Below are 14,145 nucleotides of genomic sequence, written 5' to 3' on the forward strand. Positions count from 1 at the left end.
ATTCCGGTTTCGTTCGTATCCGCGACGGCCACGCCGCCGCCTCATCAGCAAGGAGAATCGCCCCATGCCCACCGCCCTGTCCTCGCCGCGCGCGCGCCGCGCCGCGCAGGCGTTCGCCGCGGCGCTCGTCGCGCTCACGGCGGCCGCGGCCGCGCACGCGCAGCCGCAAGGCTTCCTCGAGACGCTGCATCGCCACACGACGCTCGTCAACACCGTGCCCGAGAACGGCGACCAGAACCCGTATGCGATCGCCGTCGCGCCGGTGTCGGCCGGCGCGATCCAGCAAGGCGACGTGCTCGTCGACAACTTCAACAACGCGGCGAACCTGCAGGGCACGGGCTCGACGATCGTCGACTATCGCCCGTCGACGAAGCAGATGAGCGTGTTCGCCGCGATTGCGCGCGACCTGAAGGAATGCCCGGGCGGCGTCGGCCTGTCGGCCGCGATGACGATGCTGAAATCCGGCTGGGTGATCGTCGGCAGCACGCCGAGCAACGACGGCACCACCAACACGAAAGGCGCCGGCTGCCTGATCGTGCTCGATCCGCACGGCAAGGTCGCGTCGGCGTGGTCGAGCCCGAACATCAACGACCCGTGGGGCAACATGGCCGTCGTCGACCGCGGCGACAGCGCGACGCTGTTCGTCAGCATGGCGGGCTTCGGCGTCGGCGGCGCCGACGGCAGCCCGCCCGTCTACAAGCAGGCGACCGTGCTGCGCCTCGATCTCGCGATCGCCGACGGCAAGCCGCCCGTGATCAAGCGGGAAACGGTGGTCGCGAGCGGCCTCGGCGCGCAGGCCGACAAGGGCGTGTTCCTCGTCGGCCCGACCGGGCTCGCGCTGTCCGGCGACCAAACGAAGCTGTACGTATCCGACGCGATCGGCAACCGGATCGTCGAGATCGACGATCCATTGACGCGCGACACGAGCGCGGGCGTCGGCCGCCAGGTGACGGCGGACGGCTTCCTGCGCCGCCCGCTCGCGCTCGCGACCGCGCCGAACGGCCACCTGCTCGCGACCAACGCGCTGAACGGCCAAGTCGTCGAGATCGATCCGGCGGCGGGCAAGCAGCTTTACGCGCGCTGGATCGACACCGACAAGGCGCAATCGCCGCCCGGCAACGGCGACCTGTTCGGGATCGCGATGACCCCGGCGGGCGACGGCTTCTATTACGTCGAGGACGACGTGAACACCCTGATGCTCGCAAAGTGACGAAGGCGATCATGGCAGACGATCTCAAAGCGCCGCCGCGCCCCGCGCGACGCGGCTTCCTCAAGGCCGGCGGCGCGGCGGTGGCCGCGAGTCTCGCCGCGTCGACGATGCCCGCGGCGAAGGCGGCGGATGCGCCCGCGGCGGCGGCCGCGCAAGACGGCGTCGAGCCGTTCTACGGCACGCACCAGGCCGGCATCGCGACGCCGCAGCAGCGCCACGCGTATTTCGCGGCGCTCGACCTGAGCGCGACCACGCGCGCGGACGTGATCGCGCTCCTGAAGGCCTGGACCGACGCCGCCGCGCGCCTGACGCGCGGCGACACCGCGCAGCCGCTCGTGACGTCGGGCGGGGAAGACGCGGCGCCCGTCGACGGCGGCGACGCGCTCGGCCTGGGCCCCGCGCGGCTGACGATCACGTTCGGCTTCGGGCCCGGCATGTTCACGCTCGCCGGCAAGGATCGCTACGGGCTCGCGAAGCACCGCCCCGCCGCGCTCGTCGACCTGCCGCGCTTCAACGGCGACCAGTTGCTGCCGGAGAAAACGGGCGGCGACCTGTTCATCCAGGCGTGCGCGGACGACGCGCAGGTGGCGTTCCACGCGGTGCGCCAGCTCGCGCGCATCGGCGCGAAGGCCGCGCAAATGCGCTGGGGGCAGGCCGGCTTCACGTCCGGCAAGCCCGGCGAGACGCCGCGCAACCTGATGGGCTTCAAGGACGGCACGATGAACCCGCCGATGTCCGATCCGGCCGCGATGAACGAATTCGTGTGGGCCGGCGGCGAAGGCCCCGCGTGGATGAACGGCGGCACCTACACGGTCGTGCGCCGCATCCGCATCACGCTCGAGCACTGGGACAACACCGAGCTCGGCTTCCAGGAACAGGTGGTGGGCCGCCACAAGTACAGCGGCGCGCCGCTCGGCCGGAAGAGCGAGTTCGAGCCGCTCGATCTCGACGCGGTCGACAAGGACGGCAATTCGGTCATTCCCGACAACTCGCACGCGCGCCTCGCGTCGCCGCAGTTGAACGACGGCGCGCAGATCCTGCGCCGCGCGTACTCGTACAACGACAGCACGAACTTCTACATCGAGCGTTGGCCGCCGTGGCGCCAGCAGACCGAATACGACGCGGGGCTGATGTTCGTCGCGCACCAGCGCGACCCGCGCCGCGGCTTCATCCCGATCAACGAGAAGCTCGCGAAGCTGGACATCATGAACCAGTTCACGACGCACGTCGGCAGCGCGATCTTCGCTTGCCCGCCGGGCGCACGACCCGGCTCGTACATCGGCGCCGCGCTGTTCGAAGCGTAAGCGCCGACGATCAAGATTCCGAACCATTGCAGGAGGCATTGCGCCATGAACACACGTCACATCGCCCGCGCGCTGCGCCGCCGGGCCGCAACCGCGGCAACCGCCGCCGCGGCCGTCGCGCTCGCGGCGGCCGCGCCGCTCGCATCGGCCGCCACGCTCACGCTCTACAGCGCGCAGCACGAGCAGGTGGTCAACCAGCTCGTGAAGGACTTCGAAGCGCAAACCGGCATCGCCGTGAAGGTGCGCACGGGCGAAGGCCCGGCGCTCGCCGCGCAGCTCGTCGCCGAGGGCGACAGGACGCCCGCCGACGTCTATTTCACCGAGAACTCGCCGGAGCTCGCGCTGCTCGCCGAAAAGGGGCTGCTCGCGAAGACGGACGCCGCGACGCTCGCGGCCGTGCCCGCGCGCTTCAGCTCGCCCGACGGCGACTGGGTCGGCGTGCTCGCGCGCGAGAACGTGCTGATCTACAACACCGCGAAGATTCAGCCGCCGCAGTTGCCCGCGTCGCTCGTCGATCTCGCGAAGCCGGAATGGAAAGGCCGCGTGGGCGTCGCACCGAGCGACGCCGACTTCCTGCCGCTCGTGAGCGGCATGCTCGCGCTGAAGGGCGAAGCGCAGACGCTGCAGTGGCTGAAGGGCCTGAAAACCAACGCGCAAATCTTCGACGACGACGAAGGCGTGACGGCCGCCGTGAACCGCGGCGCGGTCGCGACGGGCATCGTCAACAATTACTACTGGGCGCGCCTGCACGCCGAGCTCGGCGACAAATCGACCCGCAGCGCGCTGTTCCACTTCGCGAACGGCGATGTCGGCGGCCTCGTCAACGTATCGGGCGCGGCCGTGACGAAGGCGTCGAAGCGCGGCGCCGACGCGCAGAAGTTCGTCGCGTACCTCGTCGGCGAGCGCGCGCAGAGCCTGATGGCGAAGGGGCGCGTCAGCTTCGAATATCCGCTGCGCCCGGGCGTCGCGCCCGATCCGATTCTCAAGCCGTTCGATCAGTTGAGCCCGCCCGCGATCACGTTCAAGCAGCTCGGCGACGACAGCCAGGCCGGCAAGCTGCTGCGCCGGGCCGGCCTTCTCTGAGCGGGCGGCAATGAGCGACGTCGTCACCGGCGCGCGCGCCGCCGCGCCGCCACCGGTTCGCGGCCGCGCGCCGCGCGGGCTCGTCGCCGCGGCGGCGCTCGGCCCGCTCGCCGTGCTGCTGCCGATCGCGTTCACCGCGTATCGCGCGGCCCGGCTCGGCGCGAACGACATCGGCGAGCTGCTGTTCCGCCCGATCGTCGCCGAGCTGCTCGGCAACACGTTCGCGATCACGGGCGCCGCGACGCTCGTGTGCGCGGTGCTCGGCACGGCCGTCGCGTGGCTCGTCGAGCGCACCGACCTGCCCGCGCGCAACGGATGGGCCGCGCTCGCCGCGGCGCCCCTCGCCGTGCCGCCCTTCGTCACGAGCTACGCGTGGGTATCGATCAGCCTCGATCTGCAGGATTTTCTCGGCGCGCTGATCGTGCTCGCGTCGTCGTACTTTCCGCTCGTCTATCTGCCCGTCGCCGCGGCGCTGCGCGGCCTCGATCCGGCGCTCGAGGAAAGCGCGCGCACGCTCGGCTGCCGCCCCGCGCAGGTCTTCTGGCGCGTCGTGCTACCGCAATTGCGGCCCGCGCTGCTGGGTGGGATGCTGCTCGTCGCGCTCGGCGTGCTGTCCGAGTTCGGCGCGTTCGCGCTGCTGCGCTTTCGCACCTTCACGACCGAGATCTACGCCGAATACCGCGTGGACTTCGACGGCGGCGGCGCGTCGCTGCTCGGCTGCGCGCTGATCGCGCTGTGCCTCGTCTGCATCGCGCTCGAATTGCGCGTGCGCGGCCGCGCCCGCTACGACGCCACGCACCGCGGCGCACGCCGCGCCGCGCATCGCTACGCGCTCGGCGCGTGGCGCGGGTGCGCGATCGCGGGGCTCGCGGCGCTCGCCGTCGCGACGCTCGGCGTGCCGCTCGCGACGATCGGCTACTGGCTCACGCAGCAGGGCGCGGCGGCCGTCACGCCCGCCGACGTATCGCCCGAGCTGCTGTGGCGCGCGACGCTCGCGTCCACCGGCTACGGCCTGTGCGCCGCCGCGCTCACGACGGCGCTCGCGCTGCCGCTCGGCTTCCTGTCGGTGCGCCATCCGGGCCGCATCGCGGCCGTGCTCGAACGTGTCGCGTTCGTCGCGCAAGGCATGCCCGGCATCGTCGTCGCGCTCGCGATCGTCTCGCTGACCGTGCGGCTGATGCAGCCGCTTTATCAAAGCGCGCCGATGCTGATCGGCGCCTATGCGATCCTGTTCCTACCGCTCGCGCTCGTCGGCGTGCGCGCGGCGCTCGCACAGGCGCAACCCCGTCTCGAGGAAACCGCGCGCGCGCTCGGCCTCACCTGGGCGCAGGCTGCGCGCCGCGTGCTGCTGCCGCTCGCCGCGCCCGGCCTCGGCGCGGCGGCGGCGATGGTCTTCATCTGCGTCGTCACCGAACTGAACGCGACGATCCTGCTGTCGCCGATCGGCACGCGCACGCTCGCGACGCAGGTCTGGAGCGATACGTCGACGCTCGCGTTCGCCGCCGCCGCGCCGTACGCGGCGCTGCTCGTCGCGCTGTCGCTCGCCGCGTCGGCGCTGCTGTTCGTGCTGCTCGGCCGCTCGGCGGTGCGCGCTTCGCCGAGCGTCGACGCATGACGTTCAAATTTCTTGCGAATCCATGAGCGAACTCCGAATCGACCGCGTGTGCAAATCGTTCGGCGGCCACGCCGTGCTGCACGACGTGAGTCTTACCGTCGAGCGCGGCGCGCTGCTCGCGCTGCTCGGCCCGTCCGGCAGCGGCAAGACGACGCTGCTTCGCATCCTGTGCGGCTTCGAGCGCGCGGAGCGAGGCACCGTCGACATCGACGGGCAGCGCGTCGCCGGGCCCGGCGCGCACGTGCCGCCCGAAGCGCGGCGCATCGGCTACGTGCCGCAGGAAGGCGCGCTGTTTCCGCACCTGTCGGTCGCGGAGAACATCGCGTTTGGCCTACCGCGCGCGCAGCGCCGCGCGCAACACCGCGTCGCCGAACTGCTGGAAATGGTCGGGCTGCCGGCCGCGTTCGCGCGGCGCGCGCCGCAACAACTGTCGGGCGGCCAGCAGCAGCGCGTCGCGCTCGCCCGCGCGCTCGCGCCGAAACCGTCGCTCGTGATTCTCGACGAGCCGTTTTCGTCGCTCGATGCGTCGCTGCGGCTCGACACGCGCGCGGCGGTGGTCAGCGCGCTCGCCGCCGCGCGCGCGACGGCCGTGCTCGTCACGCACGATCAGCCCGAGGCGCTGTCGCTCGGCGACGAAGTCGCGGTGCTCTGGCATGGAAGGATCGTGCAGACGGCAAGGCCCGAGACGCTGTATCGGCAGCCGGCGACGCGCGAACTCGCGACGTTCATCGGCGATGCGATGCTGATCGAAGGCGTCGTGGAGCGCGGCTTCGTCGTTTGCGCGCTCGGGCGTCTGCCGCTTCGCGCGCCGCTGCCCGACGGCCCCGTCGACGCGCTGCTGCGCCCCGAACAGATTCGCGTGCGTCGCGCGCACGAGCCGCGCGACGAGCACGCGCATTGGCGCGACGCGATCGTGCTCGGCGCGACGTTTGGCGGCCAGGATGCCTATCTGGACGCGCGGCTCGTCGACGCCCCCGATACGCGCGTGCGCGCTCGCGTGCCGGGCTATCGATGCGCGCCGGCGGGCGAGCGCATCGCGATCGCGGTCGACGACGACGTGATCGCGTATCCGCGCTGAGCGTGAGCGCGCGCCGCGCGCCGGCGAAGCGCACGCGGCGCCGCATCATTCATCGGGCAGGAAAATAAGCGCGTCGCGGGTTCGCTCGTCGAATCGGATTCGAACGCGTCACGATGATCGCGAGCGTTGCACGGCACGCAACGCGCTCAGCGCAGCGAGCCGTACGACGACGACGGCCGCCGCGCGCCGTCGATGCTCGCACCGCCCGCGCCCGTCACGTACAGCAGCAGGAAGCCGCCCGCGATCGCGACGTTCTTCCAGAAGTGCACGGCCATGTCGCGCTGCAAGGCCGAATTGGTTGCGTCCCAGAAGTTGTGTCCGATCAGCGCGGTCGCAATCGTGTAGAGCGCGAGCACGAGCGCAAGCGGCTTCACCTTGTAGCCGACGACGAGCAGCAGGCCGCCCAGCGCTTCGAGCGCGACGATCGCGGGCGCCGCGACCTGCGTGAACGGCACGCCGAGCCCCTTCAGATAACCGACGAATTCGCCGTAGCCCAGAAGCTTCATCGCGCCGCCCCAGAGGAACAGCACGGCGAGCAGGAGCCGTGCGAAGAATATGACGCCGGAATCGACGGAACGCGCCATGCATGACCTCCTGATGATCGATCGACGAGGGCCGCGCCGCGCGCGGCGTATCTCGTAAATCCGCCAGAATAGGAGGTCTCGTCCGTCGTTCCAAGCAAAAGGTTGTAGCAAATCTTTACACGGCTGTCCGCGCGAATCGGTGCAAACAGGGACACAGCGGATGAACGCGAGCCCGCTTGCGCGACGTATCGACCGATTCCGACGAGACAGTCCGCACTGTCACGATCGGCGGCGAACGCGCACGCACGTTCGCCCCCGCCACGCTCAATGCACGACCATTCCCGTGAGCCAGTACGCCTGCACGCAGGTCATCACGCCGACGATCAGCACGAAGAACAGGCTATGCCGCAGCGTGAAGCGAAACAGATCCGCCTCGTGCCCGACGAGGCCGACCGCCGCGCACGCAACCGCGATCGACTGCGGCGAAATCATCTTGCCCGCGACGCCGCCCGTCGTGTTCGCCGCGACGAGCAGCGTGCTCGACACGCCGATCTGCTGTGCGGTCGTCGCCTGCAGCGAGCAGAACAACGCGTTCGACGACGTGTCGGAGCCCGTCAGGAACACGCCGATCCAGCCGAGCAGCGGCGAGAAGAACGGGAACGCCGCGCCCGTGCCCGCGAGCAGCAATGCGAGCGTCGTCGACATTCCCGAAAAGTTCTCGACGAACGCGAATGCGAGCACGAGGCCGATCGACAGCACCGGGCGCTTCAGGTCCTTCAACGTCTCGAAGAACGTGCGCATGCCTGTGCGCGCGGAAACGTTCAGGATTGCCATCGATACGATCGCCGACAGCAGGATCGCGGTGCCCGTGGCCGCGAGCAGATCCCAGTTGAACACGGCGGGCACGGGCGTCGGGTGCGCGACGACGGGCGCCATCTTCTGCGTGAGCTTGTCGAGATGCGGGATGTGGAATTGCAGCGTCGTGAACGCGAGCGCGCCGCCCTTCGCGAACAGCGCCTTGAACGGCTTCATGCTCCAGATCGTCACCATCACGGTCAGCACGACGAACGGCGACCACGCGCGCGCGATCTGCGCGAACGAATACGGCGAAGGCTGCCGGCCGCCCGTCGCGCGCGCGCCGCCCATGCCGCCCGGCATCGCGCCCAGCGCGAGCGCGCCGCCGCCCGCCGACACGATCGAGGCCGCGCGTGCGGCCTCGCGCGCGCGCTTCGGCTGCCACACCTTCAGGAACGACGCGAGCGCGACGAGGCTCGCGAGCGCCGACGTCACGTCGGGCAGCTCGGGCCCGATGTAGTTCGACGTGAAGAACTGCACGACCGCGAAGCTGCCGCCCGCGACGAGCGCGGCGGGCCACGTCTCGCGCACCCCCTTCACGCCGTCCATCACGAACACGAGCCAAAACGGCAGGAAAAACGACATGAGCGGCAACTGGCGTCCCGCCATCGCGCCGACCGCCATCGGATCGAGGCCCGACACCTGGCCCGCGACGATCACCGGAATCCCGAGCGCGCCGAACGCGACGGGCGCGGTGTCCGCGATCAGGCAAAGTCCCGCCGCATAGAGCGGATTGAAGCCGAGGCCGACGAGCAGCGCGGCCGTGATCGCCACCGGCGCGCCGAAGCCCGCCGCGCCTTCGAGAAACGCGCCGAACGAGAAGCCGATCAACAGCATCTGCAGGCGCTGATCGTCGGTGAGCGACACGATCGAGCTGCGGATGATGTCGAACTGGCCGCTCGTCACGACGATCTTGTAGAGGAACACCGCGGTGACGATGATCCATGCGATCGGCCACAAGCCGTACGCGAAGCCATAGGCCGCCGATGCGAACGCGCGCTCGGCGGGCATGCCGTAGACGGCGATCGCGATGGCGAGCGAAAGCGCGAGGGTAAGCGCGCCCGCGACGTGTCCCTTGAGCCGCAACACCGCGAGCGACACGAAGAACAGAATGATCGGCGCGCCGGCTGCGAGCGCCGACCAGCCGACGCCGCCGAGCGGCAGATAGACCTGGTTCCAAACCTGCACGTGTGTCTCCTTCCATGAGTGAATCTGAATCGGGCGACGGCCTCGCGGCCGTCCGAATCGGCGCGCCGGTCCGTGCCGGCGCTTTGGTCTGTGCGCGACGTGAGCGACGTGCGTGGAGAACGCGCGTCGCATGGCGTCTGACTGATGCTGCTTGTCGGGGAATGTCTACGTCTTCGAATCGCCGGCGTGCCGCGTCCGGTTTTCGCTTCGGTGCGCTCGGCATCGCCGCGCGCCGTCTTGCGCAGTCTTGCGTCGTTTGTTGTCGCCTCTTACTTCTTGCGTCGCATGTCTTGCTGCCGCGCCTCGCGTGTTGAATGGTGCGTTCGCGGCATCGCGGCGCCGCCGCGAAATGATCTGCATACCGTAATTTCTCGTCCGGCCGTCTCGCGCGCCGTCGCGGGTTTCGACTAGCCGCGCGCGATGCCGCGCCGCGCGATTCGCCGGGCGCGCCACGCCGAAACGCAGCGCGCCGCCGCCGTCATTTCCGCGCGGGCTTTCACGCGTCGTCGCGAATCAGCACGAGCACGCGCTTCGGGCCGTGCACGCCGACCTGCACCGTCTGCTCGACGTCGGCGGTGCGCGACGGCCCGGTGATCACGTTGACCGCGCGCGGCAGCGTCGCGATCGTCGCGCGCACGCGCGCCCATGCGTCCTCCATCGTCGCGACGATCGCGCTGCGATCGACGAGCACGACGTGCGTGGCGGCGACGAAGTTGAGCGACGTCGGCGTCGCGCTCGACGACAGGCACACGACGCTGCCCGTCTCCGCGATCGCCGCGAACGACGGCGTCACGCTGACGAGCCCGTCGCGCCGCAGGTCGGCGCCCGGCAGCGCGCCGTGCGCGCGCCACGGCAGCGCCTCGAGCGCCGCCGCGACGACGAGCGGCGCATCGGCGAGGCCCACTTCGCGCAAATACGCGTCGACGGCCGCGGGCGCATCGGCGGCGGTCGCGATGTGCGCGCACGTCGCCGACACCTGCTGCGCCTTCGCGACGAAGCGCGCGACGAGGTCGACGCCGCCGAGCGAGATCGCCGGCCCGCACGCGGCGGCCGAAGCGGCCGAGGCGGCCGGGCCGGCGAAAGACGCCGCGCCCGCGCCGGATGCGGCATGCGCATTCGGCGCGGCGGACGCGCCCGCGCCCATCGTCTGCGCCGGAAACTGCGCGGCAAGCCGCGCGCGGTCGCTGCCGAGCGCCGCGCGGATACGGCCGAGAATGTCGTCGCGCCCGCTCATCGCTGCCCCCTCTGTTCGTTCGCGCGCGTCGCGTCCCACGTCTCGAAGAACGTGCGCGGCGGCGGCTTCGGCAATTCGCGCGAATCGGTCCAGCCGGACGCGAACGGCACGCGCGCGATGCTGCCGCGCGTGCCGCCGAGTGCGCGCAGCACGCGCGCACCGACGCGCGTCAGCCAGTGATAGAGCGCCGGCCGCCGCGCGATCGCGCCGAACGCGCGCAGCAGGAAGCGCGTGCCGGGCGCGGTGAGCCGCGCGTCGAACTGCATCCCGCGCAGCTTCTTGAGCAGCGTCGGCAGCGGAATCTTCACCGGACACACCTCCGCGCAGCGCCCGTTCAGCGTGCACGCGTTCGGCAGATCGGTGTCGTGCTCGATGCCTTGCAGGAGCGGCGTGAGAACGGCGCCCATCGGCCCCGGATAGACCCAACCGTACGCATGCCCGCCGACCGCGCCGTACACCGGGCAGTGGTTCATGCACGCGCCGCAGCGAATGCAGCGGAGCATGTCGCGGAACTCGCCCGCGAGCATCCGCGTGCGGCCGTTGTCGACGAGCACGACGTGATACTCGCGCGGCCCGTCCAGATCGTCGTCGCGCTTCGGGCCCGTGCTGAACGTGGTGTACGACGTGATCTCCTGCCCCGTCGCGCTGCGGCCGAGCAGCCGCACGAACAGCGCGACGTCGTCGAGCGTCGGCACGACGCGCTCGATGCCCGCCGTCACGATGTGCACGCGCGCGAGCGTCGACGTGAGATCGCCGTTGCCCTCGTTCGTGCAGATCACGTTCGAGCCCGTCTCGGCGACGAGATAGTTCGCGCCGGTAATGCCGACGTCCGCGACGAAGAATTTGTCGCGCAGCACCTGGCGCGCTTCGCCGACGACGTCCGCGACGGTCTCGCGCGGCCCGTCGTACTGCGCGGCCGAATGATGCCCGGCGAACAGTTCGGTAACCTGACCGATCGTCTTGTGCAGCGCCGGGAACACGATGTGGCTCGGCCCTTCGTGCGCGAGCTGCACGATGTATTCGCCGAGATCGGTTTCGACGACTTCCATCCCCGCGCCCTCGAGCGCGGCGGGCAAGCCGATCTCCTCGCCGACCATCGATTTGCCGCGCGTCACGGTTTTCGCGTTCGCGTCGCGGCAGATCTTCAGCACGATCTCGCGCGCTTCGGCCGCGTCGCTCGCCCAGTGAACGACGCCGCCCGCGCACGTGACGGCCGCTTCGTAGCGTTCGAGATACGTGTCGAGATTCGCTAGCACGTGATCCTTCACCACCTTCGCGCGCTCGCGCAGCATTTCGAACTCGGGCAGCAGCGACACGACGCGCCGCCGCTTCTCGATCCAGCCCTCGCCGAGCATCCCGAGCGCTTCCTGAAGCTGTGCGTCGTGCAGCGCGGCGCTCGCGCGCGCCTTGAAGTTCGTCGTCGCGGCCGATGGTTGCGCGCTCATTCGCCCTCCCCGCAGATCGGCTCGACGTTCATCCCGGTCAGCACCTCGGCGACGTGATAGACGCGCACCGGGCTGCCTTCGCGCTTCAGTCGCCCGCCGATGTTCATCAGGCAGCCGAGATCGCCGCCCGCGAGCACGGTCGCGCCGCTCGCGGCGACGTTCGCGGTCTTGTCGGACACGATCTTCGTCGAGATTTCCTGGTACTTCACGCAAAACGTGCCGCCGAAGCCGCAGCATACTTCGGCATCCTTCATTTCCTTCAATTCGACGCCGCCGACGCGCGACAGCAGCGCGCGCGGCTGCGCCTTGATGCCGAGGCCGCGCAGGCCCGAGCAGGTGTCGTGGTAGGCGAGCGTGCAGTCGGGCACCGCGGCGCGCTCCGGGCCCGCCCAGCCGAGCACGTCGACGAGAAAGCTCGTCAGCTCGTGCGCGCGCGCGGCGAGCCGCTCGGCGCGCGGCTTCCACGCGGGATCGTTCGCGAGCAGGTCCGGGTAGTCGTGACGCAGCGTGCGGATGCACGAGCCGGAGGGTGCCACGACGTAGTCGTAGCCTTCGAACACGCCAATCGTGCGGCGCGCGATGCCGCGCACGCCGTCGAAGTCGCCGCTGTTCAGCGCCGGCTGGCCGCAGCAGGTCTGCGCGCGCGGCGCGTCGACCGTGCAGCCGGCCGCTTCGAGCAACTGCACGGCGGCGAGCGCGGCGCTCGGCCGAAAGAGATTCGCGAGGCACGTGACGAACAGGCCGACGCGCGGCGTCTCGCGGGCGCCGCCGGACGAGCCGGCGGCCTGCGGGGATTGGTCCATGTGTTTCATCCCGGCCGCTCGTCGCGGCCGTTTCTTCGCTTCAACGGTTTGCTTCAACGAATCGCCGCGCGTTCGCGCGCGGCCGGTTTCGATGACCTATACTTGGTCATGTTGGTCTGACCACGCTGGCCAAGATAGTGAGATGGCGACCGGCTGTCAATGTCGCGGCCATCAGGGAAAACGCCGATCCGAACCCGGCCGATCGCGCCGAAACCCGCTCCGGCATTGGCTCGAACGGCCGCCTGCGCCCCGCCGGGTATAATTCCGCGCGGCCGCCGCACGCTCCGGCGCGAGCCGGCCGACGCGCGCGAACGCTCGGCCGCGAAAGCCGGTGCCCGCGCCACCCAACCGTCCAGAAGGCCCGTGCATGACGTTTCAGCCAGTCGAGTCCTACACCCGCGTGCGCCTGTCCGACGTGGTGTCCGACCAGATCAAGTCGCTCATCTCGGCGGGCAAGCTGCTGCCCGGCCAGAAGCTGCCGACCGAGCGCGAGCTCGCCGCGCAGCTGAGCGTGTCGCGCCCCTCGCTGCGCGAGGCGCTCGTGCGGCTCGAGGCGGACGGCTTCATCGGCTCGGTCGGGCGCGGCGGCTTCGTCGTCTCGGACATCACGGCGCCCGTCGTGTCGAATCCGCTCGCCGATCTGCTGCTGCAGAACCCCGAGACGAGCCACGACGTGCTCGAGCTGCGCCACGGCCTCGAAACGATCTCGACCGCATACGCGGCCGAACGCGCGACGCCAGCCGATCTCGTGAGGATCAAGGACGCATTCGACGCGCTCGCGGGCCTGTCGCTCAAGCACGAGCCCGGCCGGCTCGCCGAAGTCGACGCGAACTTTCACCTCGCGATCGCCGACGCGACGCACAACGTCGCGCTGATCCACGTGATGCACGGCATCCACGGATTGCTGCAGGAATCGATGCACAAGTCGCACCGGCTCGTGAACCATGCGGACGCGTTGGAGCGCGCGCTCCTCGAGCAGCACACCGAAATCTACGAAGCGATCGCCGCGAAAGACCCGGAACGCGCGCGCGCGGCGGCCGAGCGACATCTGCAATACGTGCGCACGCTGTACGAGCAGGCCGCGTAGCGCGCCGGCGCGCCGCGGCCGCCTCGAGCGCCGCGGCCGATGCTAAATTGGGGCTTTTCGACGAGGAGCCCGCATGCCGACGCCGGACCATCCATGGAATTCGCTGGAGATCGTCAAGCTCGTCGCGGACGTCCTCACGCCGCTTTCCGTCGCTGCGTTCGGCTGGCTCGTCAGCCACCGGCTCAAGCAGCTCGAGCTCGTCCAGTGGACGAACCAGAAGCTGATCGAAAAGCGGCTCGCCGTCTACGACACGGTCGCGCCGCTCCTCAACCGCCTGCTGTGCTTCTACACGTGGGTCGGCCCGTGGAAGGACATCTCGCCCGACGACGTGATCCGCACGAAGCGCGAGCTCGACCAGACGATCCACATCTACCGCCACCTGTTCGACGACGACGTGTACCGCGCGTACCAGTCGTACCTCGACGCGCTGTTCGACACGCATTCCGGCGCGGGCCACGACGCGCGCATCAAGTCGACGATCGCGAGCCCCGACGGCGACCGCATCGGTCACGGCACGTATCGCTGGAATCCCGCGTGGTCGGAGCGCTTCTCGAGCGCGAACGTCGTGCCGCGCGACGACGTGACGGCGCGCTATCAACGGATCATGGACGGGCTGCGCGTGTCGCTGGGCGCTGCGCGATGAGCGCTCGGTCGTCGCGCAATCAATCGCGCGGGCGATGCGCATCGGCGAGCGGCGGTGAGCCGCCGCCCGATCGCAC

General features: G+C 70.3%; 12 protein-coding genes. 7 read left to right on the forward strand and 5 right to left on the reverse strand.

The window, feature by feature from the left end; all coding sequences use genetic code 11:
* The first annotated feature begins 64 nt into the window (after positions 1-64).
* Genes WT60_RS31205 through WT60_RS31225 form a run of 5 tightly spaced genes read left to right on the forward strand, consistent with a single transcriptional unit; the run spans position 65 to position 6,290 of the window.
* Complete coding sequence (locus WT60_RS31205; RefSeq protein ID WP_059579974.1) at positions 65-1,210, forward strand: hypothetical protein; 1,146 nt, start codon at positions 65-67, stop codon at positions 1,208-1,210.
* 11 nt (positions 1,211-1,221) lie between these two features.
* Entirely contained in the window at positions 1,222-2,514 is a 1,293-nt protein-coding gene (efeB, locus tag WT60_RS31210; RefSeq protein WP_059647028.1) for an iron uptake transporter deferrochelatase/peroxidase subunit, read from the forward strand.
* Between the two features lie 45 nt (positions 2,515-2,559).
* A complete protein-coding gene (locus WT60_RS31215; RefSeq protein WP_060355187.1) occupies positions 2,560-3,597 on the forward strand; it encodes an iron ABC transporter substrate-binding protein in 1,038 nt (345 codons plus the stop codon).
* Between the two features lie 10 nt (positions 3,598-3,607).
* On the forward strand, positions 3,608-5,212 hold the full coding sequence (locus tag WT60_RS31220; protein ID WP_060355188.1) for an iron ABC transporter permease: 1,605 nt from the start codon (positions 3,608-3,610) through the stop codon (positions 5,210-5,212).
* A gap of 22 nt (positions 5,213-5,234) precedes the next feature.
* Entirely contained in the window at positions 5,235-6,290 is a 1,056-nt protein-coding gene (locus WT60_RS31225) for an ABC transporter ATP-binding protein (RefSeq protein WP_060355189.1), read from the forward strand.
* 146 nt (positions 6,291-6,436) lie between these two features.
* Here WT60_RS31225 and WT60_RS31230 read toward each other — a convergent pair whose 3' ends face one another.
* The 5 genes from WT60_RS31230 to WT60_RS31250 all read right to left on the reverse strand — a co-directional run bounded on the left by WT60_RS31230 (position 6,437) and on the right by WT60_RS31250 (position 12,339).
* A complete protein-coding gene (locus WT60_RS31230) occupies positions 6,437-6,874 on the reverse strand; it encodes a DoxX family protein (protein WP_038750916.1) in 438 nt (145 codons plus the stop codon).
* Between the two features lie 264 nt (positions 6,875-7,138).
* A complete protein-coding gene (locus WT60_RS31235) occupies positions 7,139-8,857 on the reverse strand; it encodes a lactate permease LctP family transporter (RefSeq protein WP_059580182.1) in 1,719 nt (572 codons plus the stop codon).
* Positions 8,858-9,353: 496 nt separating this feature from the next.
* A complete protein-coding gene (locus tag WT60_RS31240; protein WP_060355190.1) occupies positions 9,354-10,091 on the reverse strand; it encodes an LUD domain-containing protein in 738 nt (245 codons plus the stop codon).
* Positions 10,088-11,536: a LutB/LldF family L-lactate oxidation iron-sulfur protein gene (locus tag WT60_RS31245; protein ID WP_038750911.1), complete on the reverse strand. Its 1,449-nt coding sequence runs from the start codon at positions 11,534-11,536 to the stop codon at positions 10,088-10,090. Before WT60_RS31245 ends, WT60_RS31240 begins: the two co-directional genes overlap by 4 nt.
* Positions 11,533-12,339 (reverse strand): (Fe-S)-binding protein, encoded by an 807-nt coding sequence (locus WT60_RS31250; RefSeq protein WP_060355191.1) that lies wholly within the window; start codon positions 12,337-12,339, stop codon positions 11,533-11,535. The genes WT60_RS31245 and WT60_RS31250 overlap by 4 nt, the downstream gene beginning before the upstream one ends.
* A 367-nt stretch (positions 12,340-12,706) precedes the next feature.
* On the opposite strand from WT60_RS31250, the gene WT60_RS31255 reads away from it, so the two are divergent.
* Both WT60_RS31255 and WT60_RS31260 read left to right on the forward strand, forming a co-directional pair.
* Complete coding sequence (locus WT60_RS31255; RefSeq protein ID WP_038750906.1) at positions 12,707-13,426, forward strand: FadR/GntR family transcriptional regulator; 720 nt, start codon at positions 12,707-12,709, stop codon at positions 13,424-13,426.
* 73 nt (positions 13,427-13,499) lie between these two features.
* Positions 13,500-14,069: a hypothetical protein gene (locus WT60_RS31260; RefSeq protein WP_059646988.1), complete on the forward strand. Its 570-nt coding sequence runs from the start codon at positions 13,500-13,502 to the stop codon at positions 14,067-14,069.
* Positions 14,070-14,145: the final 76 nt, after the last annotated feature.

Origin of the sequence: Burkholderia sp. MSMB617WGS, from assembly GCF_001532025.2 — a bacterium.
In the GTDB taxonomy this organism is placed as follows: Bacteria; Pseudomonadota; Gammaproteobacteria; order Burkholderiales; family Burkholderiaceae; genus Burkholderia; species Burkholderia savannae.

Bases quoted from the DNA above. Each gene is read 5' to 3' on its own strand.
- WT60_RS31255 (WP_038750906.1), top strand. From the start codon at position 12,707: ATGACGTTTCAGCCAGTCGAGTCCTACACCCGCGTGCGCCTGTCCGAC.
- WT60_RS31205 (WP_059579974.1), top strand. From the start codon at position 65: ATGCCCACCGCCCTGTCCTCGCCGCGCGCGCGCCGCGCCGCGCAGGCG.
- WT60_RS31215 (WP_060355187.1), top strand. From the start codon at position 2,560: ATGAACACACGTCACATCGCCCGCGCGCTGCGCCGCCGGGCCGCAACC.
- WT60_RS31250 (WP_060355191.1), bottom strand. From the start codon at position 12,339: ATGGACCAATCCCCGCAGGCCGCCGGCTCGTCCGGCGGCGCCCGCGAG.
- WT60_RS31225 (WP_060355189.1), top strand. From the start codon at position 5,235: ATGAGCGAACTCCGAATCGACCGCGTGTGCAAATCGTTCGGCGGCCAC.
- WT60_RS31245 (WP_038750911.1), bottom strand. From the start codon at position 11,536: ATGAGCGCGCAACCATCGGCCGCGACGACGAACTTCAAGGCGCGCGCG.
- WT60_RS31230 (WP_038750916.1), bottom strand. From the start codon at position 6,874: ATGGCGCGTTCCGTCGATTCCGGCGTCATATTCTTCGCACGGCTCCTG.
- WT60_RS31260 (WP_059646988.1), top strand. From the start codon at position 13,500: ATGCCGACGCCGGACCATCCATGGAATTCGCTGGAGATCGTCAAGCTC.
- efeB (WP_059647028.1), top strand. From the start codon at position 1,222: ATGGCAGACGATCTCAAAGCGCCGCCGCGCCCCGCGCGACGCGGCTTC.
- WT60_RS31220 (WP_060355188.1), top strand. From the start codon at position 3,608: ATGAGCGACGTCGTCACCGGCGCGCGCGCCGCCGCGCCGCCACCGGTT.
- WT60_RS31240 (WP_060355190.1), bottom strand. From the start codon at position 10,091: ATGAGCGGGCGCGACGACATTCTCGGCCGTATCCGCGCGGCGCTCGGC.